Genomic DNA, 25,094 nt, shown 5'->3' on the forward strand with positions numbered 1-25,094 from the left:
CGTGCGGCTCAAGTGCATCAAGCTTGCCGGGTTCAAGTCTTTCGTCGACCCGACGACCGTCAACTTCCCCAGTAACATGGCGGCGGTGGTCGGGCCCAATGGCTGCGGCAAGTCGAACATCATCGACGCCGTACGCTGGGTGATGGGCGAAAGCTCGGCCAAGAATTTGCGCGGCGAGTCGATGACCGACGTCATCTTCAACGGCTCCACCAGCCGTAAACCGGTGAGTCAGGCGAGTATCGAGCTGGTGTTCGACAACTCCGACGGCACCCTGGTCGGCGAGTACGCGGCCTATGCGGAAATTTCCATTCGGCGCAAAGTGACCCGCGACAGCCAGAACAGTTATTTCCTCAACGGCACCAAATGCCGGCGGCGGGACATTACCGACATTTTCCTCGGCACCGGCCTGGGGCCACGCAGCTACTCGATCATCGAGCAGGGCATGATCTCCAAGCTGATCGAAGCCAAGCCCGAGGATCTGCGCAACTTTATCGAAGAAGCGGCCGGCATCTCCAAGTACAAGGAGCGCCGGCGCGAGACCGAGAATCGCATCCGCCGCACCCACGAAAACCTGGCGCGCCTGACTGACTTGCGCGAAGAACTCGAACGCCAGCTCGAGCGCTTGCATCGCCAGGCCCAGGCGGCGGAAAAGTACCAGGAATACAAGGGCGAGGAGCGTCAGCTCAAGGCCCAGCTCTCGGCGCTGCGCTGGCAGGCCTTGCATGAGCAGGTGGCCCAGCGCGAGTCGATCATCGGCAACCAGGAAATCAGCTTCGAAGCCCTGGTGGCGGAACAGCGCAATGCCGATGCGGCCATCGAGCGCCTGCGTGACGGGCACCACGATCTGTCCGAGCGCTTCAATCTGGTGCAGGGGCGCTTCTATTCGGTCGGCGGCGATATCGCCCGGGTCGAGCAGAGCATCCAGCATGGTCAGCAGCGGCTGCGCCAGTTGCAGGATGATTTGCGCGAGGCCGAGCGCGCGCGCCTGGAAACCGAATCGCACCTGGGCCATGACCGCACCTTGCTCGCGACATTGGGCGAAGAGCTGGAAATGCTCGAGCCCGAGCAGGAAGTCACCAGCGCCGCCGCCGAAGAAGCCGCCGCGGCCCTGGAAGACGCCGAAACCACCATGCACGGCTGGCAAGAACAGTGGGACAACTTCAACCTGAGCTCTGCCGAGCCGCAGCGCCAGGCCGAGGTTCAGCAATCGCGTATCCAGCAGCTCGAAGGCAGCATGGAGCGCCTGGCTGAACGGCAGCGGCGCCTGGTCGAGGAGCGGGCGTTGCTCGCCGCCGACCCGGAAGACGCTGCGATCCTCGAATTGAATGAAGAACTCGCCGCCAGCGAGGCGACCCTGGAAGACCTGCAGGCCAGCGAAGAGTCCCAGGTCGAGCGCCTGGAGCAGTTGCGCCAGGAGTTGCAGCAAGCGACCCAGGCCCAGCAGCAGGCCCAGGGTGAATTGCAGCGTCTCAACGGTCGTCTGGCTTCCCTGGAGGCGCTGCAACAGGCCGCCCTCGATCCAGGCACCGGCACCGCGCAATGGCTGCGCGAGCAGAACTTGGCCGAGCGCCCGCGTTTGGCCGAGGGCCTGAAGGTCGACCCGGGTTGGGAGCTGGCGGTGGAAACCGTGCTGGGCGCCGACCTGCAAGCGGTGCTGGTGGATGACTTTGCCGGCTTCGATCTGGCGGGCTTTCATCAGGGCGACCTGCGCCTGCTGCAACTGGCGGGCGATGGTTTGCGGATTGCCGGCAGCCTGCTGGACAAGGTGGAGGCACAGGTCGATCTGTCGCCCTGGTTGGGGCAGGTCAAGCCGGTGGAAAGCCTGGAGCAGGCCCTGGCCCTGCGTGGCCAGCTGGCGGCCGGCGAAAGCCTGATCAGCCGCGATGGCTTCTGGGTTGGGCGGCACTTTTTACGGGGGCGCCGGGCCAGCGAAGCGGAAAGCGGGATGCTCGCGCGCAACCAGGAAATCCAGCAGCTGGGCCTTGAGCGCGATGAGCGTGAAGCCACGGTCGAGGCCCTGGAAAGCCAGTTATTGAACCTGCGGGCCCAGCAACGCCAGCAGGAAAACGGCCGCGAGCACCTGCGCCGTTTGCTGCAGGACGAAGCGCGCCAGCAGGGCGAATTGAAAGCCAAGCTCTCCGCCGGCAAGGCCAAGGTCGAACAGCTGGCCCTGCGCCGCACCCGCCTCGACGAGGAGGTGAGCGAGCTGGGCGAACAGCGTGCCCTGGAGCACGAACAAGTGGGCGAAGCCCGCCTGCAATTGCAGGAAGCCCTCGACAGCATGGCCCTGGATACCGAGCAGCGTGAACTGCTGCTGGCCCAGCGTGACAACTTGCGCGAGCGCCTCGATCGGGTGCGCCAGGAGGCCCGTCAACACAAGGATCACGCCCATCAACTGGCAGTGCGCCTGGGCTCGCTCAAGGCCCAGCACGACTCCACGCGCCAGGCGTTGGAGCGTCTGGAGCTGCAATCCGAGCGCCTCACCGAAAAGCGCGAGCAACTGAGCCTCAACCTGGAGGAGGGCGAAGCGCCACTGGAAGAGCTGCGCCTGAAGCTCGAAGAGTTGCTGGAAAAGCGCATGACGGTGGACGTCGAGCTCAAGACCGCGCAGATCGCTCTGGAAGACGCCGACCGCGAGCTGCGCGACGCCGAGAAGCGCCGCACCCAGGCCGAACAGCAATCCCAGTTGATCCGCGGCCAACTCGAACAGCAGCGCATGGAATGGCAAGCCCTGACCGTGCGCCGCAAGACGCTGCAGGACCAGTTGCTGGAAGATGGCTACGACCTGCAAGGCGTGTTGGCCACCCTGACCGGTGAGGCCAACGAGAAAGACGCCGAAGAAGAACTTGAACGCATTGCCGCGCGGATCCAGCGCCTGGGCGCCATCAACCTCGCGGCCATTGATGAATACCAGCAGCAGTCCGAACGTAAACGTTATCTGGATGCCCAGAACGCCGATCTGGTGGAAGCGCTCGACACTCTGGAAAACGTGATTCGCAAGATCGACAAAGAAACCCGTAACCGCTTCAAAGATACCTTTGATCAGATTAACGCGGGTTTACAGGCACTCTTTCCAAAAGTTTTCGGCGGTGGCAGCGCATATTTGGAACTGACGGGCGAAGATCTACTCGATACAGGGGTAACGATCATGGCGCGTCCGCCGGGCAAGAAGAACAGCACCATTCATTTGCTCTCCGGTGGTGAAAAGGCGTTGACCGCATTGGCCCTCGTATTTGCCATCTTCAAGTTGAATCCGGCGCCGTTCTGCATGCTCGATGAAGTTGACGCGCCGCTGGATGACGCTAACGTTGGACGCTATGCACGCTTGGTCAAGGAGATGTCGCAGACGGTGCAGTTCATCTATATCACCCACAATAAGATCGCCATGGAAATGGCCGATCAGTTAATGGGGGTAACGATGCACGAGCCCGGATGTTCGCGCCTGGTAGCAGTGGATGTCGAGGAGGCGATGGCGATGGTGGACGCCTGAGTCGTGATTGATCCGGGCAGTTGGGGCGGCAAGTAACAGCGTTTTAGCCACTCATACTGCTGGCCAATCAACATAATGGCGCTAGCCATTGCGACAGACGGTGTAAAGTTATCTTTGGTCGTGCTAGTTTAATGTCAATTTTTCGTATGCGTGGGCAAAACGCCATTCAGAACATAGAGTTGGCGCCACGTTTTAAAGCGGTTTGCAGTTTGCTAAACCCCTTATTTTTCAGCATTTTTTATAGAGGCACGGGATTACATGGAAATCGGTCTGCGCGAGTGGCTGATCGTCATCGGCATTATTGTCATTGCCGGTATTCTTTTCGATGGCTGGCGCCGTATGCGCGGCGGCAAGGGAAAGTTGAAGTTCCGTCTGGATCGAAGCCTGTCCAACCTGCCGGACGAGGACACCAGTGCCGAACTGTTGGGCCCGCCACGGGTACTGGATACCCATAAGGAACCGCAACTCGACGAGCATGATTTGCCGTCGGTGAGCATGCCTGCCCGTGAGCCCCGCGAGTCGGGTTCCAAGCGTGGCAAGCGTGGCAACGAGCCGCATCAGGGTGACCTCAACCTGGACCTGGACAGCGGTCCGAGCTTCAGCAGCCGCGACGATGATTTCCCGGACGAAAACAAAGTTTCCAGCCACGTCGACAAGGACCAGCCACAGGCCGAAGAAGTGCTGGTGATCAGCGTGATCTGCCGCGACTCCGTGGGCTTCAAGGGGCCGGCCCTGTTGCAGAACATTCTGGAAAGCGGCCTGCGCTTTGGCGAGATGGATATTTTCCACCGCCACGAAAGCATGGCCGGTAACGGCGAAGTGCTGTTCTCCATGGCCAACGCGGTCAAGCCGGGTGTGTTCGATCTCGACGATATCGACCACTTCAGCACGCCGGCCGTGAGTTTCTTCCTCGGTTTGCCAGGCCCGCGTCACCCGAAGCAAGCCTTCGACGTGATGGTGGCGGCGGCGCGCAAGCTGTCCCAGGAACTCAATGGCGAACTCAAGGACGACCAGCGCAGCGTGCTGACCGCCCAGACCATCGAACACTACCGTCAACGCATCGTCGAATTCGAACGTCGCGCCCTGACTCAAAAGCGCTAAGCGCTTGCTCGCCGGCCCGCCGGTTGCCGCCGATCGATCAGGATCGCGCAGGCACCGGTTGGCCGGCGATGCTTCTGAAACCATCTTCAGATCGAGCAGCCTAGGCTGCTCTTTTGCTTTGTGAGAGAACATCATGACCGCCGCCGAAACCCGCATTCTTGAGCTGCGCGCTGAGTTGGATCAGCACAACTACCGCTACCACGTACTCGACGAGCCGAGCATCCCGGACGCTGAGTACGATCGGCTGTTCCACGAGCTCAAGGCCCTGGAAGCCGAGCATCCTGAACTGGTGACCAGCGATTCACCGACCCAGCGTGTCGGCAGCGCGGCACTCTCGGCGTTCACCCAGGTGCGCCATGAAATTCCCATGCTCAGCCTCGGCAACGCCTTCGAAGAAGTCGATATGCGCGAGTTCGATCGTCGGGTCACCGAAGGCCTGGATCTGCCGGCCGGCGATCTGTTCGGCGCCGGGGTGGCGGTTGAGTACAGCTGTGAGCCCAAGCTCGATGGCCTGGCGGTCAGCCTGCTGTATCAGGACGGCGTGCTGGTGCGCGGCGCGACACGCGGCGACGGCACCACCGGCGAAGACATCAGCGTCAATGTGCGCACGGTGCGCAACATCCCGCTCAAGTTGCAGGGCAGTGGCTGGCCGCCGACCCTGGAGGTGCGTGGTGAGGTGTTTATGTCCAAGGCCGGCTTCGAGCGCCTGAATGCCACGCAGCTGGAAATAGGCGGCAAGACCTTCGCCAACCCGCGTAATGCGGCGGCAGGCAGCTTGCGTCAGCTGGATTCGAAAATCACCGCCAGCCGCCCGCTGGAGTTCTGCTGCTACGGTATCGGCCAGGTCACGGCCGACATTGCCGACAGCCATATCGGCAACCTGCAGCAACTGAAGCAGTGGGGCATGCCGATCAACCGCGAGCTGAAACTGGCCAAGGGCATCGACGAGTGCCTGGACTACTACCGCGATATCGGTGAGCGCCGCAACGCGTTGCCCTATGAGATCGATGGCGTGGTGTTCAAGGTCAATAGCATTGCCGCGCAGCGCGAGTTGGGTTTCCGTGCCCGCGAGCCGCGCTGGGCGATTGCCCATAAATTCCCGGCCATGGAAGAGCTCACCGAGCTGCTCGACGTGGAATTCCAGGTCGGCCGTACCGGGGCCGTCACCCCGGTGGCGCGCTTGAAGCCGGTCAAGGTTGCCGGAGTCACTGTGTCCAACGCCACCTTGCACAACATGGATGAAGTGGCGCGCCTGGGGCTGATGATCGGCGATACCGTGATCATTCGTCGGGCAGGCGATGTGATTCCGCAGGTGGTGCAAGTGGTCACCGAGCGTCGGCCGGAAAACGCCCGGCCGGTGCAGATTCCCGAGAACTGCCCGGTGTGCGGCTCCCATGTCGAGCGCACCCAGTTGGTCAAGCGCAGCAAGGGCCGCGAGACCGTCAGCGAAGGAGCGGTGTACCGCTGTGTCGGGCGCCTGGCCTGTGGTGCCCAGTTGAAGCAGGCGATCATTCACTTTGTGTCGCGGCGTGCCATGGACATCGAGGGCCTGGGGGACAAGACCATCGAGCAACTGGTGGACGAGAAACTCATCGGCTCGCCGGCTGACCTGTACAGGCTCAAGTACGACCAGATCATCGACCTTGAAGGCTTTGCCGAGGTGTCCAGCAACAAGCTGCTCAAGGCCATCGAAGACAGCAAGACCCCAACCCTGGCGCGTTTTATCTATGCCTTGGGGATCCCGGACGTGGGCGAGGAGACGGCCAAGGTCCTGGCGCGGTCCCTGGCGTCCCTGGAGCGGGTCCAGCAGGCCTTGCCCGAAGTCTTGACCTACCTGCCGGACGTCGGCCTGGAAGTGGCTCACGAGATTCACAGCTTCTTTGAAGACAGCCACAACCAGGAGGTGATCGGCGCCTTGCTGGACCCGGACCAGTGTGGGCTGGTGCTGCAGGATCAGGGCGAGCTGGGCGCCGACTTTGCCGCCAGCACCACCCTGGAAGGCATGCTCGACAAGCTGCATATCCCCTCGGTGGGGCCGGGCGCGGCGCAGAAGCTGGCCGACAAGTTCGGCACCTTGCAGGCGGTGGTGGCCGCTGACTGGCTCGATATGCGCCAGGCCCTGCCGGAGAAACAGGCCAAGGCGGTGCGCGACTTCTTCGATATCGAGGGCAATGCCCAGCGGGCGCTGGCCATCGAGGCGCAGTTGAAGGCGTTCGGCATGCACTGGCAGAGCGAGAAAAGGGTCGTCGAAGGCTTGCCGTTGGCGGGCCAGACCTGGGTGCTCACCGGCTCCCTGGAGTTGATGAGCCGCGACGTGGCCAAGGACAAGCTGGAAAGCCTGGGCGCCAAGGTGGCCGGATCCGTGTCGGCGAAAACCTACTGTGTGGTGGCGGGCCCCGGCGCCGGTTCAAAACTGGCCAAGGCCAATGAGTTGGGGCTGAAAGTGTTGGACGAAGAAGCGTTCGTCGGCTTTCTTTCCGGGCACGGCATCACGGTCTGATCGGCGGCGGGCAATCGCGACCACCTGCCGATTAATCGAGCGAATCTTGGAACCCCTGAAGCTTGCCCGTGATCTAGTCTTGGCAAGCCTCAGGGAGGGATCGTCATGTACCGTTTTTTCGAGCAGCTCAGTTCTCGCATCGCCGCGCCATTCATGGCCGAGCAGAGTCGCAACAGCAAAGTCTGGCAGTGCCGCTGCGGGCAATCGCTGTTCTTTCGCAACAGCCAGTGCCTGGCCTGTTCCGCCGCCCTGGGTTACCAGCCGGAGCAGAGCCGCCTGACCTCCTTGCAGCCTGGTTTTGAGGTCGATACCTGGACGCTCGATGCCGACCCGCCGGCGGGGCTGTTTCGTCGTTGCGCCAACCTTGATACCTCGGCGGCCTGCAACTGGCTGCTGCCGGCCTATGGCGCGGGCACCCTGTGCATTGCCTGCAGCCTCAATCGGACCATTCCTGACCTGTCGGTGGCCGAGAACCCTGAGCGGTGGCGCAAGGTGGAGATCGCCAAGCGGCGTCTGGTGGCGCAGTTGGTCAGCCTGGGCCTGCAGGTCATCCCCAAAACCCAGGACGAGGACAGCGGCCTGGCGTTCGATTTCGTCGGTGTCGACCTTGAAGGCAAGGCCCCCACCACCGGCCATGCCAACGGCCTGATCACCCTGGACATCAAAGAGGCCGACGATGCGCACCGGGAAAAGGTCCGAGTGCAGATGCATGAGCCGTACCGGACCTTGCTCGGGCATTTTCGCCACGAGGTGGGGCATTACTACTGGGACCGCCTGATCGCCAACAGCCATTGGCTGGAGCCGTTTCGCGGCCTGTTTGGCGACGAGCGGGCCAGTTATGCCGAGGCGCTGGAGCGTCACTATCAACAAGGTGCGCCGCTGGACTGGCAGCAGAACAGCGTCAGTGCCTACGCCACCATGCACCCTTGGGAGGATTGGGCGGAAACCTGGGCCCATTACCTGCACATGATGGACGCGGTCGACACCGCCCTGGGTTTTGGCATGAGCGCGCGGGAGATGGATTTCGATTACCAGCCGTTTCCCTTGAGCACCTTGTACGACCCCGAACACCCGGGCGGGCCGGCCTTCCTCTCGTTCGTCAACGCCTGGATCGAGTTGGCCGGGATGCTCAACGAGTTGTCGCGCAGCATGGGCCAGCCGGACTTCTACCCCTTCGTCCTGCCGCCGGCGGTGATTGCCAAGCTGCACTTCATTCACCTGGTCATCCAGCAGGAAGGCGGCAAGGCTGACGACGTCCTGGCCCTGGATTAACACCGTCGCTGAAGGCTGGGTGGGGCAGCCCGGCCTTCCAGGCTCCCCGACCAGCCTCATGCCTTATCAGCAACCCGTCCCCGGGAGTCGGTGCAACACTCCGCCACAACGACTGCCCACAGCGTGCCTGCTCCTGCGACAAGTGCTTGAAGCCCATCATATTTTTTAATCTGCATGCAGCGGTTGTAACTTCGACTCAGATAGGTACAATGGCGCGGCTCGCCGTCAGGTGAGCGTCGTTATGGTGACCCCATCGGTCCCCCCGCAACGATTACCCGTGAACCTGGTCAGAGCCGGAAGGCAGCAGCCACAGCGGGAACATTGTGTGCCGGGGTGTGGCTGGTGGGGTTGCCTCCATAACGCTTACTCGTTGATGTTCTTCAACGAGTCTTTTCTCGAATCACTCCCCATTTTTTGAATTCAATGCTTCAGGCTTATCGTGCTTGCGGTTGAATTTCGCCTGCCCTGGATGCAGGGGAAACGGCAGTCGCATGCGGCGCTGATGACGGGCGTGGAGTACAAGGACGTTGTCGCCATGGCTTATAGCAGGCGCATTGAAAATGTCCGAAGCAGTAAGGCGTTTATCCGCCCGGGGATTGGGGCAGGCATCGCCCCCGCAGCACGGGGGCGATTTTTGGCTCAGGATTTCTTCTTGAACAGTTGGCGGATCAGCACGCCGAGGCCGACCAGGCCAAGCACGATGAATTTCTTGCCCGCCAGGAGCAGTACGCCGAGTTTGGCGAACAGCCCGGCCTTGCTCGCGATACCGCCGGCAACCAGGGCTGCCAGGCCGTAGGAGGCCAGCTTGTCGGTGCTCGGGTTGTAGTCGGCGTAGCGGTTGCCTTCAGTGAAGTTGGTGGAGGCCAGCACCTTCGGCATCTCACGCTTGATGGTCGGCAAGTCGGCCATGGCCGCCACCGCGTTGAGCTCCAGCACGCCCTCGCGGCCCAGCACGCGGATGCTGTAGTTCAGGGTGCTGTCCTTGGCTTCTTCGGCCTTGAGTTCGCGGGCCCAGTACATCTTGTGCGATTGCGCGTCATAGCGCGGCTGTTCGGCCCAACCCAGCAGGTAGAGAGCGCCGTAGCCCTGTTCCTTGCGTTGTTTGTTGTCTTCTTCGTCTTCGGCCTGCATTTGCTTGAGCAGGTCGTTGTAGTCGATTTTTGCCGCGTCTTCGTCGGAGATGTGCCCGTCGTCGTTGTAGCTGATGATCACGCCCCAGCCTTCGGCTGCCAGGGGGCTGACGTTGCTCGGGACGATCATGCCCAGGTTGCTGAAACCGGGCGGGTTGCCCCAGCCTTCGGTGAGGAGTTTTTCAGTGTCGGTGGGGTTGAGGTAGTAGAACTCTTTGCTCAGGTCGAGGCGGGCAATGTCGCCAGGCAGTTTGATGCTGCCGTGCTGCGGCGAGAGTGATGCCAGGAATTGCTCCGGGGTCGCCTGGTCGGCGTCGTTGCTGTCGGCAGGTGCGGCGGCGCTGGCGCTGAATGGCGCGGCATAGAGGGTCAGTGCGGCCAGGAGGAGGCGCAGGTATTTCATCGTATTCCCTTACATCTTGTGACAAAAAGGTGCGCAGGATACCGGCAGCGTTGGGGGCAACTCAATCAGAACTTTCTGCTTCTCGCCAGTGTGGCGGGGCGGTGCGGCGGTTTTGAATCAGCCTTGGAGCTGCTCCTGCAGCAATTGGGCAAAGGCGTCACGTGCCGTGTGGCGCTGGATTTCCTGGTGCCAGACGAAGCGATTTTCCACCGGCTGCAATTCGGCAAAGCGATGGATCTGCAAGCCTGCGGACTGGGCGTACCGCTCCAGCACGCCCTCCGGCACCAGGGCCATGCCTGCACCCGCACTGACGCAGCCGATGATGGTGCCCCAACTGGCGTAGCCGGTGATCGACGCCTGGACCCCGTTGGCGCCCAGCCAGTCTTCCAGGGCGCGGCGATAGGGGCAGCCGCTGGGCCACATGAACAGGGTCTGGCCGTGTAGGTCGCCGGCACTGAGGATCGGTGCGGCGCAGGCATGGGTGATCAGCACCAATGGCTCGCGGTAGAGCGTGGTGCGCTGCAATTTGGCGGGTAGCACGTCGGTGGCGACCAGGGCGCCGTCGAGCCGATGGTGCTGCAGTTCGTCAAACAGCTGGGACCAGGTGCCGGTGACCAGCTCCAGGGTGACGTGGGGATAACGGCGATGGTATTCGGCGAGCAGCGGCGGCAGGCGGCCTCCGGCGCAGGATTCGATTGCGCCGATGCGCAGGCTGCCACGGGGGCTGGCGTTGTGGTCGACGGCACGCTTGGCTTCGTCCACCAGCGCCAGGATGCGTTCGCTGTAACCGAGGAATATTTCCCCGGCCGGGCTGATTTTCAAGCCGCGACCGGCACGGATAAACAGTGCGGTGCCCAGTTCGCTCTCCAGCTGCTTGATCCGGGTGGTGATGTTGGAGGGTACGCAATGCAATTGCAGGGCGGCACGGGCGATGCTGCCGGTGCGCGCTACCGCTCTCACCATGTTCAGTTGGGCCAGTTCCATCGTTCACTTCCAGTGAGGTCTGGGCTCAGTATCCATCAATTGTGGTGAGGTGTGCAGGGCGCGAGACTGGGGTTCTTCCCTCGGCTACCCGGACTTCATCCCTTGAACATTTCCCCCGTATTGAAAACGGTCCTGGCCGGCGCCTTCGTCATTCTGTGCTGGGCCTATTCCCCGGTGGGCATCCACATCGGGCTCGAGGGTTATGGGCCGGGGCACCTGGCGCTGCTGCGCTTTGTCATCGCTTCGGTGTTCATGGCCGGGGTGGCCCTGGTGATGAAGATCTCCCTGCCGCGCTGGCGCGATCTGCCGTGGCTGCTGGTGCTGGGATTCTTCGCGATCGCCTTGCATCACGTCAGCCTCAATTACGGCCAGCAAGGGGTCAGTGCCGGTGTGGCGAGTGTGTTGGCGCAGTCGGCGCCGATCTTCAGCACGCTGATCGCGTTTTTCTGGTTGAAGGAGCCCGTCAGCGGCTGGCGCTGGTTTTGCGTGGGGCTCGGGCTGTTCGGGGCGCTGCTGGTGATGAGCGCCGATCGTGGGTTGGCCGGGATTGAGCCCAGGGGGCTGCTGATTTTGCTGGCGGCGTTTTCCTGGGGGTTGTACTTCGTGTTGCAGCGTCGCTACTCGGGGCATTACGGGGTGCTGACCACGGTGTGCTACATGGTCTGGTCCGGCACCCTGTTGCTGACTGTGTATGCACCGGGCCTGGCCCAGGCGGTGGCGCAGGCAACGTGGCGGGTGAACCTGGCGGTGCTGGTGCTGGGGCTGTTTCCCAGTGCATTGGCTTACCTGGCGTGGGCCTATGTGCTGGCGCGCACCGAAGTCAGTCGGGCGGCGATTGCGATGTACCTGATCCCGCCGCTGGCGATGCTGCTGGCGTCGCTGGTGTTGCACGAACCGTTGCGACCCGAAGTGCTGCTCGGTGCCTGCGTAGTGCTGGGCAGTGTACTGGCGATGCAGTTGGAGGGCCGTTGGCGCAAGGGCAGGGGCGCGCCAGCAGCGGGGCAGATCAGTCGAGGGTCAGCGCAAAGACCCTGAGCCGGTGCCCGTCCGGATCGACCGCGACAAAGGTGTAGCCAAAATCCAGGGCGATGGGGGCGAGGAGGATGGGCTGGCCCAGTTCGCTCCAGCGTTGATGCAGGCGGTCGACCTCGGCCGGGTTGTCCACCGCAAGGCCCAATTCGGCCGCGCCCGGCAGTGCCTGGGGCGAAGGTTCTACGGTGTGCCTGGACCACAGCCCGAGCTTGAGACCCGAATCCAGGGTGAACAGGGCGAACGTCGGCGACAGCTCAACGGGCGGCTTGTCCAGCAGGCGGCTGTAGAAGTGGGCGCTGGTGGCCGGGCTGTCGACGTAAAGCAGAAGGTAGGTGTGGGTCATCATGCGACTCCGATTTCCTTGCTGGATGGCTGAACAGAGGCCACCAGCTTAAGTGGCGCAGCTGTCAGTTCCTGTCAGGAGTCGTGGTTGAAAAAAACCAGGCAGTTTATCGCGGGCGATAGCCTGCCTTGTTCGTGCATGACTGGGCTCTAAGGCTTGGACAAGGCCTGGTCAACCGCTGCTATCAGCTTTCCCAGATCCTTCGGGGGGGCGTTGTGAATGACACCGAACAAATAAGCTCGCTGTTCGTCTTCCTCGCCCATATCGGCAAAAAAGGCTTTCAGCTTCACTCCCAGAACATCGGCAAACAGAAACAGAGCTTCAACGCTGGGGGTGTAGGTGCCGGTTTCGAAGCGGCTGATGGTTTTAGGGTCAAAACCGGTTTTTTCACCTAGTTCAGCCTGAGTAAGCCCCGCTACCTTGCGATAACGTCTTATGGCTGGACCCAAACTTGAAATTTGCATCGCTCAATTCCCATTTAGAATCAAGAACTTAACGATAAATCTTCGCATTAGACAACACCATGATTCATCACCTTGCTTTGCAAAATGTGATGTATTTCGTAGAATCGACGCTTCGGACAGGTATTTGGTGATCTGGTTTCAGAAGGCGGAGTTTGCGAAACAGGAACTCATTGCATTTGCCCTGTCCGCCCGGACCCGAGGATATGGCGCACGCAGAACGTCTCGTTAACCTGCGCCAACACTCCGTCGCCACCGTGCCCGGTGCCCTGTTTGATCCTAGTTGATCTTCGTCGACCCGAAGCTCGACCGTCGCGCAAACCGCTGTACGGCTGCAACCCCGGCATCAGTGCCGGTGGAGCCTTGCCGCCCCGAAGTACATTGCGAACAGCCCGCCGCCGGCCACCCCGGCATGGGTTTGGAATGCTCTCCATGGAGTTCTAACGTGCGTCTCAAATTGCCGGTTACCTGTGTTGAACGGATCTTTCCGGGGCAGCAGCGGCTCGATGTCCGGTGCCCCGGTGGTCCGGATCCAAAACGAATCTCTTCCGGGCCCCAGGCCCTGGTCGAGCGGTTCAACCGCTAGCGACAGTGAGCCTGACTCATGGATGAGAAATACCGCAGGGCCGTAGACGCAGCCGCCATTTTTTCCGAGACCGACCTGGACGGGCGTATCACCTACGTCAACGACCTGTTCTGTAAAGTCTCGGGTTACAGCCGCGAAGAGTTGGTGGGCGCCGATCACAAGATCCTCAGCTCCGGCCTGCACCCGCCCGAATTCTTCACCTCGTTGTGGCGCACCATTGCCCTGGGCCAGGTGTGGAAGGGTGAAATCTGCAACCGGGCCAAAGACGGCACCCTGTATTGGGTCGACAGCACCATGGTGCCGCTGCTCGACGATTCCACCGGGCGCGTGATGCGCTATGTGTCGATCCGCTTCGATGTCAGCGAAAATCGCCAACTCCTGCATTCATTGCAATGGCGGGTAGGGCATGACGTGCTCACGGGCTTGCCCAATCGTGCGTTTCTTTCCGATCTGCTGAACCAGGCGCTGGCGTTTTCCCGCCAGGAAGACATCCCCCTGGCGGTGTGCATGCTCGATCTCGACGGCTTCAAGGCGGTCAATGATGGGTATGGGCATGCCTGCGGTGACCTGCTGCTGGTCGAAGTGGCCAGCCGTCTGCGCAGTATTGTGCGGGGCGAGGATGTGGTGGCGCGGCTGGCCGGTGACGAGTTCGTGCTGATCCTGCGCTATGTGCGCGACGTTCAGGAGTTGCGGGCGGCCCTGCACCGAGTGCTGAGTGCGATTTCCACGCCCTATTCGATTCAGGGCAAGGACATCAATGTCTTCGCCAGCATCGGTGTGACCCTGTTTCCGGCGGACAACGACGACGCCGATACCTTGCTGCGCCATGCCGACCAAGCGATGTACGTGGCCAAGCAGGGTGGGCGCAATCGCTTCCATCTGTTCGATGTGTCCCGCGATCGCGAGGTCAAGGCCACGCACCAGACGGTCGAATTGGTGCGCCATGCCTTGAACGCCGGCGAGTTATGCCTGTATTTCCAGCCCAAGGTGAATATGCGCACCGGTACGGTGGTCGGTTTTGAAGCCTTGCTGCGCTGGCAGCACCCCCAGCGCGGGCTGGTGGGGCCTAATGAGTTTCTGCCGCTGGTGGAAGAAACCGACCTGATCGTGGACATCGGCGAGTGGGTCATGAATCAGGTCATGATCCAGTTGCAGCAATGGCAAGTGAGCGGTCAGGGCTGGCCGATCAGCGTCAATATTGCCGCGCGGCACTTCCAGCGCGCCGATTTCGTCGAACGTCTCAAAGCGCTGCTGGCACATTATCCGCAGGTGGCGCCGCAGTTGCTGGACCTGGAGATTGTCGAATCGGTGGCGATCGAGAATATCGAGCACGTCAGCGATTGCCTGCAGGCCTGTCAGGCCCTGGGCGTGCAGTTTTCCCTGGGGGATTTCGGCACCGGCCATGCCTCCCTGAGTTACCTCAAGCGCCTGTGCACCCAGACGATCAAGATCGACCGGGTATTTGTCGCCGATATCCTGCAAGACCAGAACGACCTGGCCCTGGCCCAGGCGCTGATCGGCCTGGCCCGTGCGTTCGGGCGCAAGGTGGTGGCCGAGGGCCTGGAAACCCGCGAGCACGGGGAGGTGTTGATGGCCCTGGGCTGTGACGTGGCCCAGGGCTACTTCATTGCCCAGCCGATGCCGGCGCAGGAGATTCTGCGCTGGGTGGCGAGTTTCAGCGCCCCGCTGGAATGGCAGGCCCGGGAAGTCGCGTTGTGAGGCTCAGGGCTGGTTGGCGACCGGCGCGGGCTCCACTGGCTCGCGAATGCCGGTGTAGAGCTGGATGATGTCGTCGATTTCGCCGGAGATTTTCATCCGCAGCAGGGTGCGTAATATGGTTTGCACCGGCACCTGCGGGTCATTGCGCACATAGCAGCCGATGGCCTGTTCCTGCAGGATCGCCACGCTGTGCAATTGTTTGTCGGGCATCAGCCGCTGGTTGAACCAGTTCAGCGTCCATTGATTGCTGACCGCATAGTGGTAGCGGCCGGCGCCGAGTTTCTCCAGCACCTGCTCCTGATTGCGCGCATCGTCGCGTACCAGTTGGCCGCGTTCGAACAGCGGCTGCAGGGACGGGTAGGTGTAGCTGAGCACCGTGCCGATGTTTTGTGGCGGCAGGTCTGCGGCCGTGATCGCCTGTGGGTCTTGCCCGGTACTGACCAGCAGGTCGCGCTGCACGAACAGCGGGACGCTCCAGATGTAGTCGCCCGACTGATTGGGCAGCCAGGACTGCGCGACATAGCAGCGCACGTCGATTTCACCGTGTTCCATGGCGGCCTGTACCCTCGCCCGCGCCAGGACATGAAATTCGGCGGGGCGACCGACCTGGGTGGCGAGGCTGGCCATCATGTCGTGGAGGATGCCCTGGGTCGGTTTGCCCGCGTCAATCTGCACCAGGGGCATGGCCCAGCTGTCGGCGATCGCAAAACGCAGCGCCGGCTCGCTGGCTGAGGTACTGGCGCTGATCAGTAGCAGGGCGCCCCAGGTTAAGCGCATACGATCTCCGTCCGTGATTAGGCCGCTTGCAGCCCCGCAAAATGCAGCTTAGCCAGATTAGACGAGCACACCGGATGCAATTTCGCCCTTGCTCCGCTAGCATTACCGGCTTCCGCTTCCCAGTTGCGACGGTTTTCGATGAGTTATCAGGTTCTTGCACGTAAATGGCGTCCGCGCTCGTTCCGCGAAATGGTCGGCCAGACCCATGTGCTCAAGGCTCTGATCAATGCCTTGGACAGCCAGCGGCTGCACCACGCCTATCTGTTTACCGGCACCCGCGGGGTGGGCAAAACCACCATCGCGCGGATCATTGCCAAATGCCTGAACTGTGAAACAGGTATCACTTCCACGCCCTGCGGCACCTGCTCGGTCTGCCGCGAGATCGACGAAGGGCGCTTCGTCGACCTGATCGAGATCGACGCCGCGAGCCGGACCAAGGTCGAAGATACCCGCGAACTGCTGGATAACGTGCAGTACGCGCCGAGCCGCGGGCGCTTCAAGGTCTACCTGATCGACGAAGTGCACATGCTTTCCAGTCACTCGTTCAACGCCCTGTTGAAAACCCTGGAAGAGCCGCCGCCCTACGTCAAATTCATCTTGGCCACCACCGATCCGCAGAAACTTCCTGCAACCATTCTGTCGCGCTGCCTGCAGTTCTCCCTGAAGAACATGACGCCGGAGCGTGTGGTCGAGCATTTGACCCACGTGCTGGGCGTCGAGAACGTGCCGTTCGAAGACGACGCCCTGTGGTTGCTGGGGCGCGCCGCCGATGGCTCGATGCGCGATGCCATGAGCCTGACCGACCAGGCCATCGCCTTTGGTGAAGGCAAGGTCATGGCGGCCGACGTGCGGGCGATGCTCGGGACCCTGGACCACGGCCAGGTATTCGATGTCCTGCATTCACTGATCGAAGGCGATGCCAAGGCATTGCTTGAGGCGGTGCGCCACCTGGCCGAGCAGGGCCCGGACTGGAATGGCGTACTTTCGGAAATTCTCAACGTGCTGCACCGCGTCGCCATTGCTCAGGCATTGCCCGAGGGGGTCGACAACGGCCATGGCGACCGCGACCGGGTGCTGGCCCTGGCCCAGGCCCTGCCGGCCGAGGATGTGCAGTTCTATTACCAGATGGGCCTGATCGGCCGGCGCGACCTGCCGCTGGCACCGGATCCGCGAGGCGGCTTCGAAATGGTGCTGCTGCGGATGCTGGCCTTCCGTCCGGCAGACACTGCGGACGCGCCGAGGCAGGCGCTAAAGCCAGTGGGGATCAGCCAAGCCACAGTTGATTCCGCTCAATCCGTGGCGCGCACCGTACCTGCTGCACCCGTAGCGGCAGCGGTGGCGCCAGTCGCTGCTGCCGAGCCGGTCGCTCCTGTTGTTCCACAAGCTGCCCCACAGGCCGCGCCTGAGCCGGTAGTGGCGGCCGTTGTGCCCCCAACGCTTGAAGTCGCCCCCGAGCCGACGCCCGAACCGCCGGTTGCCGAAGCGGTGGTCGACCTGCCGTGGAATGACCCGGTTGAGCCGAGCATCGAGCAACAGCCCGCTGTCGAGCCGGTGCTGGAAACCGCCGCCGAGCAGCCAGAGCTGACGCCGATGCCGACCCCCACGCCTGACAGCGTGGTGCCGGACGCGCCGGAGTGGGTCAGCGCGCCGGTGCCGGAGCCGACGGTGGCCGAGGTGGACGCCGCGACACCAGGTATCGACCTGGACGACGAGCCGCCGTTGGACGAGGACTATATTGAGCCGGACATCGATTCGGCCTACAGCTACCTGGACGAACTGGCCAGTGAGCACGCCGCTGAACCGGCCCCCGAGCCGGAACCGGAACCTGCGGCGATGCCGGCCACCGGCTTGGCCTTGGAGTGGCTGGAGCTATTCCCGAAACTGCCGATTTCCGGCATGACCGGCAGCATCGCCGCCAACTGCACCCTGATGGCGGTGGACGGCGACAACTGGTTGCTGCACCTGGACCCGGCGCACAGCGCGCTGTTCAACGCAACCCAGCAGCGCCGGCTCAACGATGCGCTGAATCAGCATTTCCAGCGCACCTTGAGTATCAGCATCGAGCTGATCAAGCCCGAGCAGGAAACCCCGGCCCAGGCCGCATCGCGGCGGCGGGTCAATCGCCAGCGCGAGGCCGAGGAGTCGATTCACGGCGATCCGTTCATCCAGCAGATGGTGCAACAGTTCGGCGCGGTGGTTCGGCACGATACTATTGAACCTGTCGAAGCTCTGGTCACTCAGGGCTAATAACTGAAGGGCGCCGGGTCCTGTTGGCCGGGCGCGATGTTTATCCAAGTACTTTGAGGTGATTCCCATGATGAAAGGTGGCATGGCCGGCCTGATGAAGCAGGCGCAGCAGATGCAGGAAAAAATGGCCAAGATGCAGGAAGAGCTGGCCAACGCCGAAGTCACCGGCAAGGCGGGTGGCGATATGGTCACCGTGGTCATGACCGGCCGTCACGACGTCAAGCGTGTCAGCATCGACCCAACCCTGCTTGAAGGCGTCAGCGAGGATGACCGCGAAGTACTGGAAGATCTGTTCGCAGCGGCGGTCAACGACGCCGTGCGCAAGATCGAAGCCAACAGCCAGGACAAAATGTCCGGCATGACTGCAGGCATGCAATTGCCTCCAGGCATGAAACTGCCGTTCTGATTCGCGCGAGCGCATCGGATGTCATACAAAAAAAGCCAGGCTTCGAGCCTGGCTTTTTTTGCTTCAGCGAACCCGCCCGGCGCCCGCGATGCCTGGCATGAACAGGTAGAAACATCGAACGCCCCCGGCGTGTCGCGGTCTGCACCCTGTATGACCCATTCAATCCTTGATAAGGAGCGCCTCTGATGTCGCAAGCATTGACCCTCAACCAGCGCGTGGTTCTGGTTTCCCGGCCGAACGGAGCGCCTGTGCCGGAAAACTTTCGCCTGGAGCGCGTGGCGTTGCCGGACCTGGCGGATGGCCAGGTACTGCTGAAGACCTTGTACCTGTCGCTGGACCCCTACATGCGCGGACGCATGAGTGATGCACCGTCCTATGCCGCGCCCGTCGAGATCAATGACGTCATGACCGGCGGCGCGGTCAGCCAGGTCGAGCGCTCGCGCAACCCGAAATTCCAGGAAGGTGACCTGGTGGTGGGCGCCACCGGTTGGCAGAGCCACAGCATCTCCGACGGACGCAATCTGGTGCCGGTGCCGGTGGGGCTGCCCAGCCCGTCCATGGCCCTGGGGGTGCTGGGCATGCCGGGCATGACCGCCTACATGGGCTTGATGGACATCGGCCAGCCAAAGTCCGGGGAGACCCTGGTGGTGGCTGCGGCCTCCGGCGCCGTGGGTTCGGTGGTGGGGCAGGTGGCCAAGCTCAAGGGGCTGCGGGTGGTCGGGGTGGCCGGCGGTGCCGAGAAATGCCGGTATGTGGTCGAGGAGTTGGGTTTTGATGCCTGTATCGATCACCACAGCCCGGATTTTGCCGACGAGTTGGCCCAGGCCTGCTTCAAGGGTGTGGACATCTATTTCGAGAACGTCGGCGGCAAAGTGTTCGAGGCGGTGTTGCCGCTGCTCAATCCCAAGGCGCGGATCCCCCTGTGCGGGCTGATCGCTCAGTACAACGCTAAAGAGGCGCCACCCGGACCGGATCGCCTGCCGCTGCTGCAACGTGCATTGCTGACCAAGCGCGTGCGCATCCAGGGTTTCATCGTGTTTGATGACTACGCTGATCGCCAGCCGGAGTTTGTCAGCGCCATGACGCCCTGGGTGCGTGAAGGCAAGGTCAAGTTCAAGGAGGACGTGGTCGAGGGCCTGGAACAGGCCCCTGAAGCCTTTATCGGCCTGCTCGAAGGGCGCAACTTCGGCAAGCTGGTGGTGCGCGTCGCACAAGCTTGAGCATTTGACGCTAATCGGAGGCGCGGGTATAAACCGCGTCTCGTTGTTTTGTCGGACCTTTGCCCATGAGCTTCAGCCCCCTTATTCGCCAACTGATCGACGCCCTGCGCACCTTGCCCGGCGTCGGTCAGAAAACCGCCCAGCGCATGGCCCTGCAATTGCTCGAACGCGACCGCAGCGGTGGCTCGCGGTTGGCCCTGGCCCTGAGCCAGGCCATGGAGGGCGTAAGTCATTGCCGGTTGTGCCGGACCCTCACCGAAGACGATCTGTGCCCGCAATGCTCGGATAATCGCCGCGACGACACTTTACTGTGTGTGGTCGAGGGGCCGATGGATGTGTACGCGGTGGAGCAGACTGGTTATCGCGGTCGCTATTTTGTGCTCAAGGGGCATTTGTCGCCGCTGGATGGCCTCGGCCCTGAAGCCATCGGTATTCCACAGTTGGTGGCGCGCATCGAGGAGCAGGGCAGTTTCACCGAAGTGATTCTGGCGACCAACCCTACGGTCGAAGGCGAGGCTACGGCGCACTACATCGCTCAACTGCTGAGCAACAAGGGCCTGGTGACCTCGCGTATTGCCCACGGCGTGCCGCTGGGTGGCGAGCTGGAGCTGGTGGACGGCGGGACCCTGGCCCACTCGTTCGCCGGGCGCAAACCTATCGCCTTGTAAGGACTCATGGCGCGCCGAGCGCGGCGCCGCCTTGAAAACCAAGCAAGCGCTTGGTAAGTTCCTTCGACCTTCAGAGGAGCTTGCCGATGTCTGCCTGCCAGGAATACTTCGACCCTAGCCACCAATTGATCCGCGATAGCGTGCGACGTTTCGTCGAGCGCGAGATCCTTCCCGATATCGACCAGTGGGAGGAGGCCGAGACCTTTCCCCGCGAGTTGTACCTCAAGGCCGGCGCTGCCGGGATCCTCGGCATCGGCTATCCGGAGGCACTGGGTGGCAGCCATGAAGGTGACGTGTTCGCCAAGATTGCCGCCAGCGAAGAGCTGATGCGCAGCGGCTCCGGCGGCCTGGTGGCGGCGTTGGGGTCCCTGGATATCGGCTTGCCGCCGATCGTCAAATGGGCCCGGGCCGAGGTTCGCGATCGGGTGGTGCCCCAGGTCCTGTCCGGGGAGAAAATCAGCGCCCTGGCGGTGACTGAGCCCGGCGGCGGCTCGGATGTGGCCAATCTGCAAACGCGGGCCGTGCGCGAGGGCGATTATTACCGGGTCAGCGGCAGCAAGACCTTTATCACCAGCGGCGTGCGCGCGGACTTCTACACCGTGGCGGTGCGCACCGGGGCGCCGGGGTTTGGCGGTATCAGCCTGCTATTGATCGAAAAGGGCACCCCGGGCTTCAGCGTCGGCCGTCAGTTGAAGAAAATGGGCTGGTGGGCCTCCGATACCGCCGAGCTGTTCTTCGATGATTGCCGGGTGCCTGTGGAGCATCTGATCGGCGCCGAAAATATGGGGTTTGCCTGCATCATGGGCAACTTTCAGAGCGAGCGGCTCGCCTTGGCGCTGATGGCCAACATGACCGCGCAACTGGCTCTGGAAGAGAGCCTGAAGTGGGCGCGTGAGCGTGAAGCGTTCGGCAAACCCATCGGCAAGTTCCAGGTGCTCAAGCATCGCCTGGCGGAGATGGCCACGGCGCTGGAAGTCTCACGGGAGTTCACTTATCGGCAGGCCGCGAAAATGGCCGTCGGCAAGAGTGTGATCAAGGAGATTTCCATGGCCAAGAACGTGGCCACCGACACCGCCGACCGCATCACTTATGACGCGGTGCAGATCCTCGGCGGGCTCGGCTATATTCGGGAAAGCCTGGTGGAGCGGCTGTACCGCGACAATCGCATCCTTTCCATCGGCGGTGGCACCCGGGAAGTGATGAACGAAATCATCAGCAAGCAGATGGGGTTGTAGCGCGACTTGCCGACAAGGCCGCTGCCGCATCGCAGGGGGCGGTAGCGGCGGGCGTGCCGGCGAGAGGGATAATCAGTGCTCGGTCAGGGAAAACCGGGTCAGGCAAAAGGTCGGGATGCCCATGTCTTCCAGTTTCTGCGAGCCACCCAGTTCCGGCAGGTCGATGATGGCGGCGGCTTCGAAGATCTTCGCTCCCATGCGCCGTACCAGGTTGGCCGCGGCGATGAGGGTGCCGCCGGTCGCGATCAGGTCATCGAACATCAGCACCGAGTCGCCTTCGCACAGGCTGTCGGCGTGCACTTCGAGGAAGGCTTCGCCGTACTCGGTCTGATACCCCTCGGCCAGCACATCCGCAGGCAGCTTGCCCTGCTTGCGGAACAGGATCAGCGGTTTGTTCAGTTGGTAGGCGATGATCGAGCCGATCAGAAACCCACGGGCATCCATGGCGCCAATGTGGCTGAAGTCTTCTTCGACGTAGCGCTGGGCAAAGCTGTCGGCTACCAGGCGCAGGGCCTTGGGCGACTGGAAGAGCGGGGTGATGTCGCGAAAGATGACGCCCGGTTTCGGAAAGTCGATGACGGGGCGGATCAGGGATTTGATGTCGAAGCTGTCGAAGACCATCGTGAGGGTGTCCTGGCGGGCAAATGGGCCGCGCCAGTATACCCGCGCCCGCGCCGCTTGGCTCGGCGTGGGCGGGTGGGGTCAGACTTCCAGTGCGCCGCCGGCGAGGGCGCAGAGCTGGATCGGATCGAGGATGTGCACTTCCTTGCCTTCGGCCGCGATCAGTTCGTTCTGCTGGAAGCGCGTGAACACCCGGGACACGGTTTCCACCGCCAGGCCCAGGTAATTGCCGATTTCGTTGCGCGACATGCTCAGGCGGAACTGATTGGCCGAGAACCCGCGAGCCCGGAAACGCGCGGAGAGGTTGACCAGGAAGGTCGCAATGCGTTCGTCGGCGGTTTTTTTCGACAGCAGCAGCATCATTTGCTGGTCGTCACGAATCTCCCGACTCATGACGCGCATCAACTGGCGGCGCAACTGTGGCAGTTGCAAGGCCAGTTCATCGAGGCGTTCGAAAGGAATTTCGCAGACTGAGGTGGTTTCCAGCGCCTGGGCGGAAACCGGATGGCTTTCGGTGTCCATCCCGGACAGCCCTACCAGCTCGCTGGGCAGGTGGAAGCCGGTGATCTGCTCTTCACCGCTGTCGCTCAGGCTGAAGGTCTTGAGCGCACCGGAGCGTACCGCGTAGACGGAGTCGAATACATCGCCCTGGCGAAACAGGAATTCGCCTTTCTTCAGCGGCCGACCACGTTTGACAATTTCGTCCAGCGCATCCATGTCTTCCAGATTCAGAGAAAGTGGCAGGCAGAGGGGGGCCAGGCTGCAATCCTTGCAATGGGCCTGGTTGTGAGCGCGCAGTTTAACTGGCTCGGACATTACTAAAATCCTTGTGGGGAAACACACATAAGCCGTAAGGGTAACTCACAGCACAAGGTTCAAGCCAGTCCGCGCCGCAGTGACGTTCAGTCGTAAAGCATTCCTTTTAGGGGTCGATAACCTGTCATCGCCAATCGCGCAGGGAACCGAAATCATGTCTTCCGTTGGCAGCATTTCCAGTGGCAACAACAACTTGCAACCACTGATCGAGCCTTCGCCGATAGCTGGCGATGACCCCTTTCAGGCGGCTAATGGGGCCGTTGCACCCGGCGCCGAGGGCGTCAAAGTGTCGCTGTCCGGTGCCGGGCAAAGTAAATCCTCCGCTGCCCAGGGTGCCAACAGCGATATTGAAGAAAGCGGCCTGCCCGAGAACATCCAGCAACTGTTGAAGATGATTCGCAAGTTGCAGCAGCAGATCGCCGAAAAAATGGCCGAAATGCAGGCGGTCCTGGCCGACAAACATCTCACGCCGGAACAGACCAAGGCCCGACTCGGCAGCTTGCAAGCCGCCTTGGCGGGGCTCAATGCCGGTTTGCTGACCGCCAACAACGCGTTGGCCAAAGCCATGAAAACGTCCGGCCTGTCTCCCGAGCAAGTGCTCAAGGCCGCCTCCTTGTTGATGAAGCCCTAGATCACCCGGGAAAACCGCTGGCGATTCTGTTGTTCCAGGTAGGCGTCGAACACCATGCACACCGAGCGCACCAGCAGGCGCCCGGCGGGCAGTACGGTGATGCCGGTGCCGTCCAGCTCAATCAGGCCGTCATTGGCCATGGCCCGCAGTTGTGGCCACAGGTCTTTGAAGTAGCCGTGAAAGTCGATATTGAACGCCTGTTCGATGGCGTCGAATTGCAGGCTGAAATTGCAGATCAGTTGCTGAATCACCTCGCGCCGCAGCCGATCGTCCGGGTTGCACACCAGGCCACGGCTGGTGGCCAGTTGGGCGCCGGCCAGGGCGTTCTGGTAGTGATTGAGGTCGCTGCTGTTCTGGCAGTACAGGTCGCCGATCTGGCTGATGGCCGAGACGCCGAGACCGATCAGGTCGCAATGCCCGTGGGTGGTGTAGCCCTGGAAGTTGCGCTGCAGGGTCGAGTCTTCCTGGGCAATGGCCAGCTCGTCGTCGGGCAGGGCGAAATGGTCCATGCCGATATAGCGATAGCCCGCCGCTGTCAGTTGCTCGATGGTGCGCTGGAGCATCTGCAGTTTGTCGGCCGGGGCCGGTAGTTCATTGCCGTTGATCCGCCGCTGGGGCATGAAGCGCTCGGGCAGGTGGGCGTAGTTGAACACCGAGAGCCGGTCCGGCTGCAGGTTGATCACCTCGTCCACGGTGCGGGCGAAGTTGTCCGGGGTCTGCTTGGGCAGGCCGTAGATCAGGTCGATGTTGATCGAGCGAAACTGCAGGGTGCGCGCGGCTTCGATGACGGCGCGGGTTTCTTCCAGGCTCTGCAGGCGGTTGACCGCACGTTGCACGGCCGGGTCGAGGTCCTGCAGGCCGATGCTGACCCGGTTGAAGCCCAGTTCGCGCAGCAGGCCCATGGTCGACCAGTCGGCCTCACGGGGGTCGATCTCGATGCCGTAGTCGCCGGAATCGTCGTCCAGCAGGTTGAAGTGCTTGCGCAGCTGGGCCATCAGTTGCCGCAGTTCGTCATGGCTGAGAAAGGTCGGGGTGCCGCCGCCGAAGTGCAGCTGCTCGACTTTCTGGTTGGGGTCCAGGTGGCAGGCGATCAGCTGGATTTCCTGCTCCAGGCGCTGCAGGTAGGGCTGGGCGCGGCCGCGGTCCTTGGTGATGACTTTGTTGCAGGCGCAGTAATAGCAAATGTTGGCGCAGAACGGCACATGCACATACAGCGACAGCGGGCGCAGGGCCTTGCGACTGTCGCGAAGGGCGTGCAGCAGGTCGAACGTACCGACCTGACTATTGAATTGCACGGCGGTCGGATAAGAGGTGTAGCGAGGCCCCGCCAGGTCGTAACGGCGGATCAGATCAGTGTCCCAACGAATGGCGTCGAGCATGCGGGAATTCCCCCGGATAGGCTGGCAGTGTTCGCGAGTCTAGGGGGTCGATGCGCCGCCCATCTTGATTTGC

At 62.2% G+C, this 25,094-nt stretch carries 20 protein-coding genes and 1 other RNA gene; 13 read left to right on the forward strand and 8 right to left on the reverse strand.

Going from position 1 to position 25,094, the window contains the following annotated elements:
* Position 1 precedes the first annotated feature (1 nt).
* The 5 genes from smc to ffs all read left to right on the forward strand — a co-directional run bounded on the left by smc (position 2) and on the right by ffs (position 8,711).
* A complete protein-coding gene (gene smc, locus CF161_RS29915) occupies positions 2-3,490 on the forward strand; it encodes a chromosome segregation protein SMC (protein ID WP_020300377.1) in 3,489 nt (1,162 codons plus the stop codon).
* Positions 3,491-3,748: 258 nt separating this feature from the next.
* Positions 3,749-4,591 carry a cell division protein ZipA gene (gene zipA / locus CF161_RS29920; RefSeq protein WP_020300378.1) on the forward strand — a complete coding sequence of 281 codons (843 nt, stop codon included), beginning with the start codon at positions 3,749-3,751 and terminating at the stop codon, positions 4,589-4,591.
* Positions 4,592-4,724: 133 nt separating this feature from the next.
* A complete protein-coding gene (ligA, locus tag CF161_RS29925; protein ID WP_020300379.1) occupies positions 4,725-7,091 on the forward strand; it encodes an NAD-dependent DNA ligase LigA in 2,367 nt (788 codons plus the stop codon).
* Positions 7,092-7,196: 105 nt separating this feature from the next.
* Positions 7,197-8,363: a putative zinc-binding metallopeptidase gene (locus tag CF161_RS29930; protein ID WP_020300380.1), complete on the forward strand. Its 1,167-nt coding sequence runs from the start codon at positions 7,197-7,199 to the stop codon at positions 8,361-8,363.
* A 251-nt stretch (positions 8,364-8,614) separates the two neighbouring features.
* Positions 8,615-8,711: signal recognition particle sRNA small type (gene ffs, locus CF161_RS32625), an RNA gene on the forward strand.
* Positions 8,712-9,002: 291 nt separating this feature from the next.
* Here the strand turns inward: ffs and CF161_RS29935 are convergent.
* Together CF161_RS29935 and CF161_RS29940 are read right to left on the reverse strand one after the other, a co-directional pair.
* Entirely contained in the window at positions 9,003-9,896 is an 894-nt protein-coding gene (locus CF161_RS29935; protein ID WP_020300381.1) for a DUF2167 domain-containing protein, read from the reverse strand.
* Between the two features lie 117 nt (positions 9,897-10,013).
* Entirely contained in the window at positions 10,014-10,880 is an 867-nt protein-coding gene (locus CF161_RS29940) for a LysR family transcriptional regulator (RefSeq protein ID WP_020300382.1), read from the reverse strand.
* 102 nt (positions 10,881-10,982) lie between these two features.
* On the opposite strand from CF161_RS29940, the gene CF161_RS29945 reads away from it, so the two are divergent.
* The gene (locus tag CF161_RS29945; protein WP_052027234.1) at positions 10,983-11,915 is read left to right on the forward strand and encodes a DMT family transporter; all 933 of its coding nucleotides are present in this window, start codon (positions 10,983-10,985) and stop codon (positions 11,913-11,915) included.
* Here CF161_RS29945 and CF161_RS29950 read toward each other — a convergent pair.
* Together CF161_RS29950 and CF161_RS29955 are read right to left on the reverse strand one after the other, a co-directional pair.
* Complete coding sequence (locus CF161_RS29950) at positions 11,887-12,258, reverse strand: VOC family protein (RefSeq protein ID WP_020300384.1); 372 nt, start codon at positions 12,256-12,258, stop codon at positions 11,887-11,889. The two genes, CF161_RS29945 and CF161_RS29950, sit on opposite strands and share 29 nt — an antisense overlap.
* Positions 12,259-12,404: 146 nt before the next feature.
* Entirely contained in the window at positions 12,405-12,719 is a 315-nt protein-coding gene (locus CF161_RS29955; protein WP_020300385.1) for a helix-turn-helix domain-containing protein, read from the reverse strand.
* Between the two features lie 601 nt (positions 12,720-13,320).
* Here CF161_RS29955 and CF161_RS29960 point away from each other — a divergent pair.
* Positions 13,321-15,021 carry a bifunctional diguanylate cyclase/phosphodiesterase gene (locus tag CF161_RS29960; protein WP_020300386.1) on the forward strand — a complete coding sequence of 567 codons (1,701 nt, stop codon included), beginning with the start codon at positions 13,321-13,323 and terminating at the stop codon, positions 15,019-15,021.
* Positions 15,022-15,024: 3 nt separating this feature from the next.
* Here the strand turns inward: CF161_RS29960 and CF161_RS29965 are convergent, their stop codons facing one another.
* On the reverse strand, positions 15,025-15,798 hold the full coding sequence (locus CF161_RS29965; RefSeq protein WP_020300387.1) for an ABC transporter substrate-binding protein: 774 nt from the start codon (positions 15,796-15,798) through the stop codon (positions 15,025-15,027).
* Positions 15,799-15,936: 138 nt separating this feature from the next.
* Between CF161_RS29965 and dnaX the strand changes: the two genes are divergently transcribed.
* The 5 genes from dnaX (at position 15,937) to CF161_RS29990 (ending at position 21,574) form a co-directional block, all read left to right on the forward strand.
* Entirely contained in the window at positions 15,937-18,045 is a 2,109-nt protein-coding gene (dnaX, locus tag CF161_RS29970; protein WP_043230889.1) for a DNA polymerase III subunit gamma/tau, read from the forward strand.
* Positions 18,046-18,112: 67 nt separating this feature from the next.
* Positions 18,113-18,451, forward strand: a complete 339-nt coding sequence (locus CF161_RS29975; protein ID WP_020300389.1) for a YbaB/EbfC family nucleoid-associated protein — start codon at positions 18,113-18,115, stop codon at positions 18,449-18,451.
* A 185-nt stretch (positions 18,452-18,636) separates the two neighbouring features.
* Positions 18,637-19,671 carry an NADP-dependent oxidoreductase gene (locus tag CF161_RS29980; RefSeq protein WP_020300390.1) on the forward strand — a complete coding sequence of 345 codons (1,035 nt, stop codon included), beginning with the start codon at positions 18,637-18,639 and terminating at the stop codon, positions 19,669-19,671.
* Positions 19,672-19,736: 65 nt separating this feature from the next.
* Entirely contained in the window at positions 19,737-20,339 is a 603-nt protein-coding gene (recR, locus tag CF161_RS29985) for a recombination mediator RecR (protein WP_020300391.1), read from the forward strand.
* Between the two features lie 86 nt (positions 20,340-20,425).
* Positions 20,426-21,574, forward strand: a complete 1,149-nt coding sequence (locus CF161_RS29990) for an acyl-CoA dehydrogenase family protein (RefSeq protein WP_020300392.1) — start codon at positions 20,426-20,428, stop codon at positions 21,572-21,574.
* Positions 21,575-21,646: 72 nt separating this feature from the next.
* On the opposite strand, the gene CF161_RS29995 is transcribed toward CF161_RS29990, so the two are convergent.
* Positions 21,647-22,195, reverse strand: coding sequence for an adenine phosphoribosyltransferase (locus CF161_RS29995; RefSeq protein ID WP_020300393.1), 549 nt, complete (start codon positions 22,193-22,195; stop codon positions 21,647-21,649).
* Between the two features lie 81 nt (positions 22,196-22,276).
* A complete protein-coding gene (gene fnrA / locus CF161_RS30000) occupies positions 22,277-23,011 on the reverse strand; it encodes a Crp/Fnr family transcriptional regulator FnrA (RefSeq protein WP_020300394.1) in 735 nt (244 codons plus the stop codon).
* A 79-nt stretch (positions 23,012-23,090) separates the two neighbouring features.
* Between fnrA and CF161_RS30005 the strand changes: the two genes are divergently transcribed.
* Positions 23,091-23,642: a hypothetical protein gene (locus tag CF161_RS30005; protein ID WP_371106561.1), complete on the forward strand. Its 552-nt coding sequence runs from the start codon at positions 23,091-23,093 to the stop codon at positions 23,640-23,642.
* On the opposite strand, the gene hemN is transcribed toward CF161_RS30005, so the two are convergent.
* Positions 23,639-25,021, reverse strand: a complete 1,383-nt coding sequence (gene hemN, locus CF161_RS30010; protein WP_020300396.1) for an oxygen-independent coproporphyrinogen III oxidase — start codon at positions 25,019-25,021, stop codon at positions 23,639-23,641. The two genes, CF161_RS30005 and hemN, sit on opposite strands and share 4 nt — an antisense overlap.
* Between the last annotated feature and the right edge of the window lie 73 nt (positions 25,022-25,094).

The organism is Pseudomonas sp. CF161 (genome assembly GCF_000416215.1).
GTDB lineage: Bacteria > Pseudomonadota > Gammaproteobacteria > Pseudomonadales > Pseudomonadaceae > Aquipseudomonas.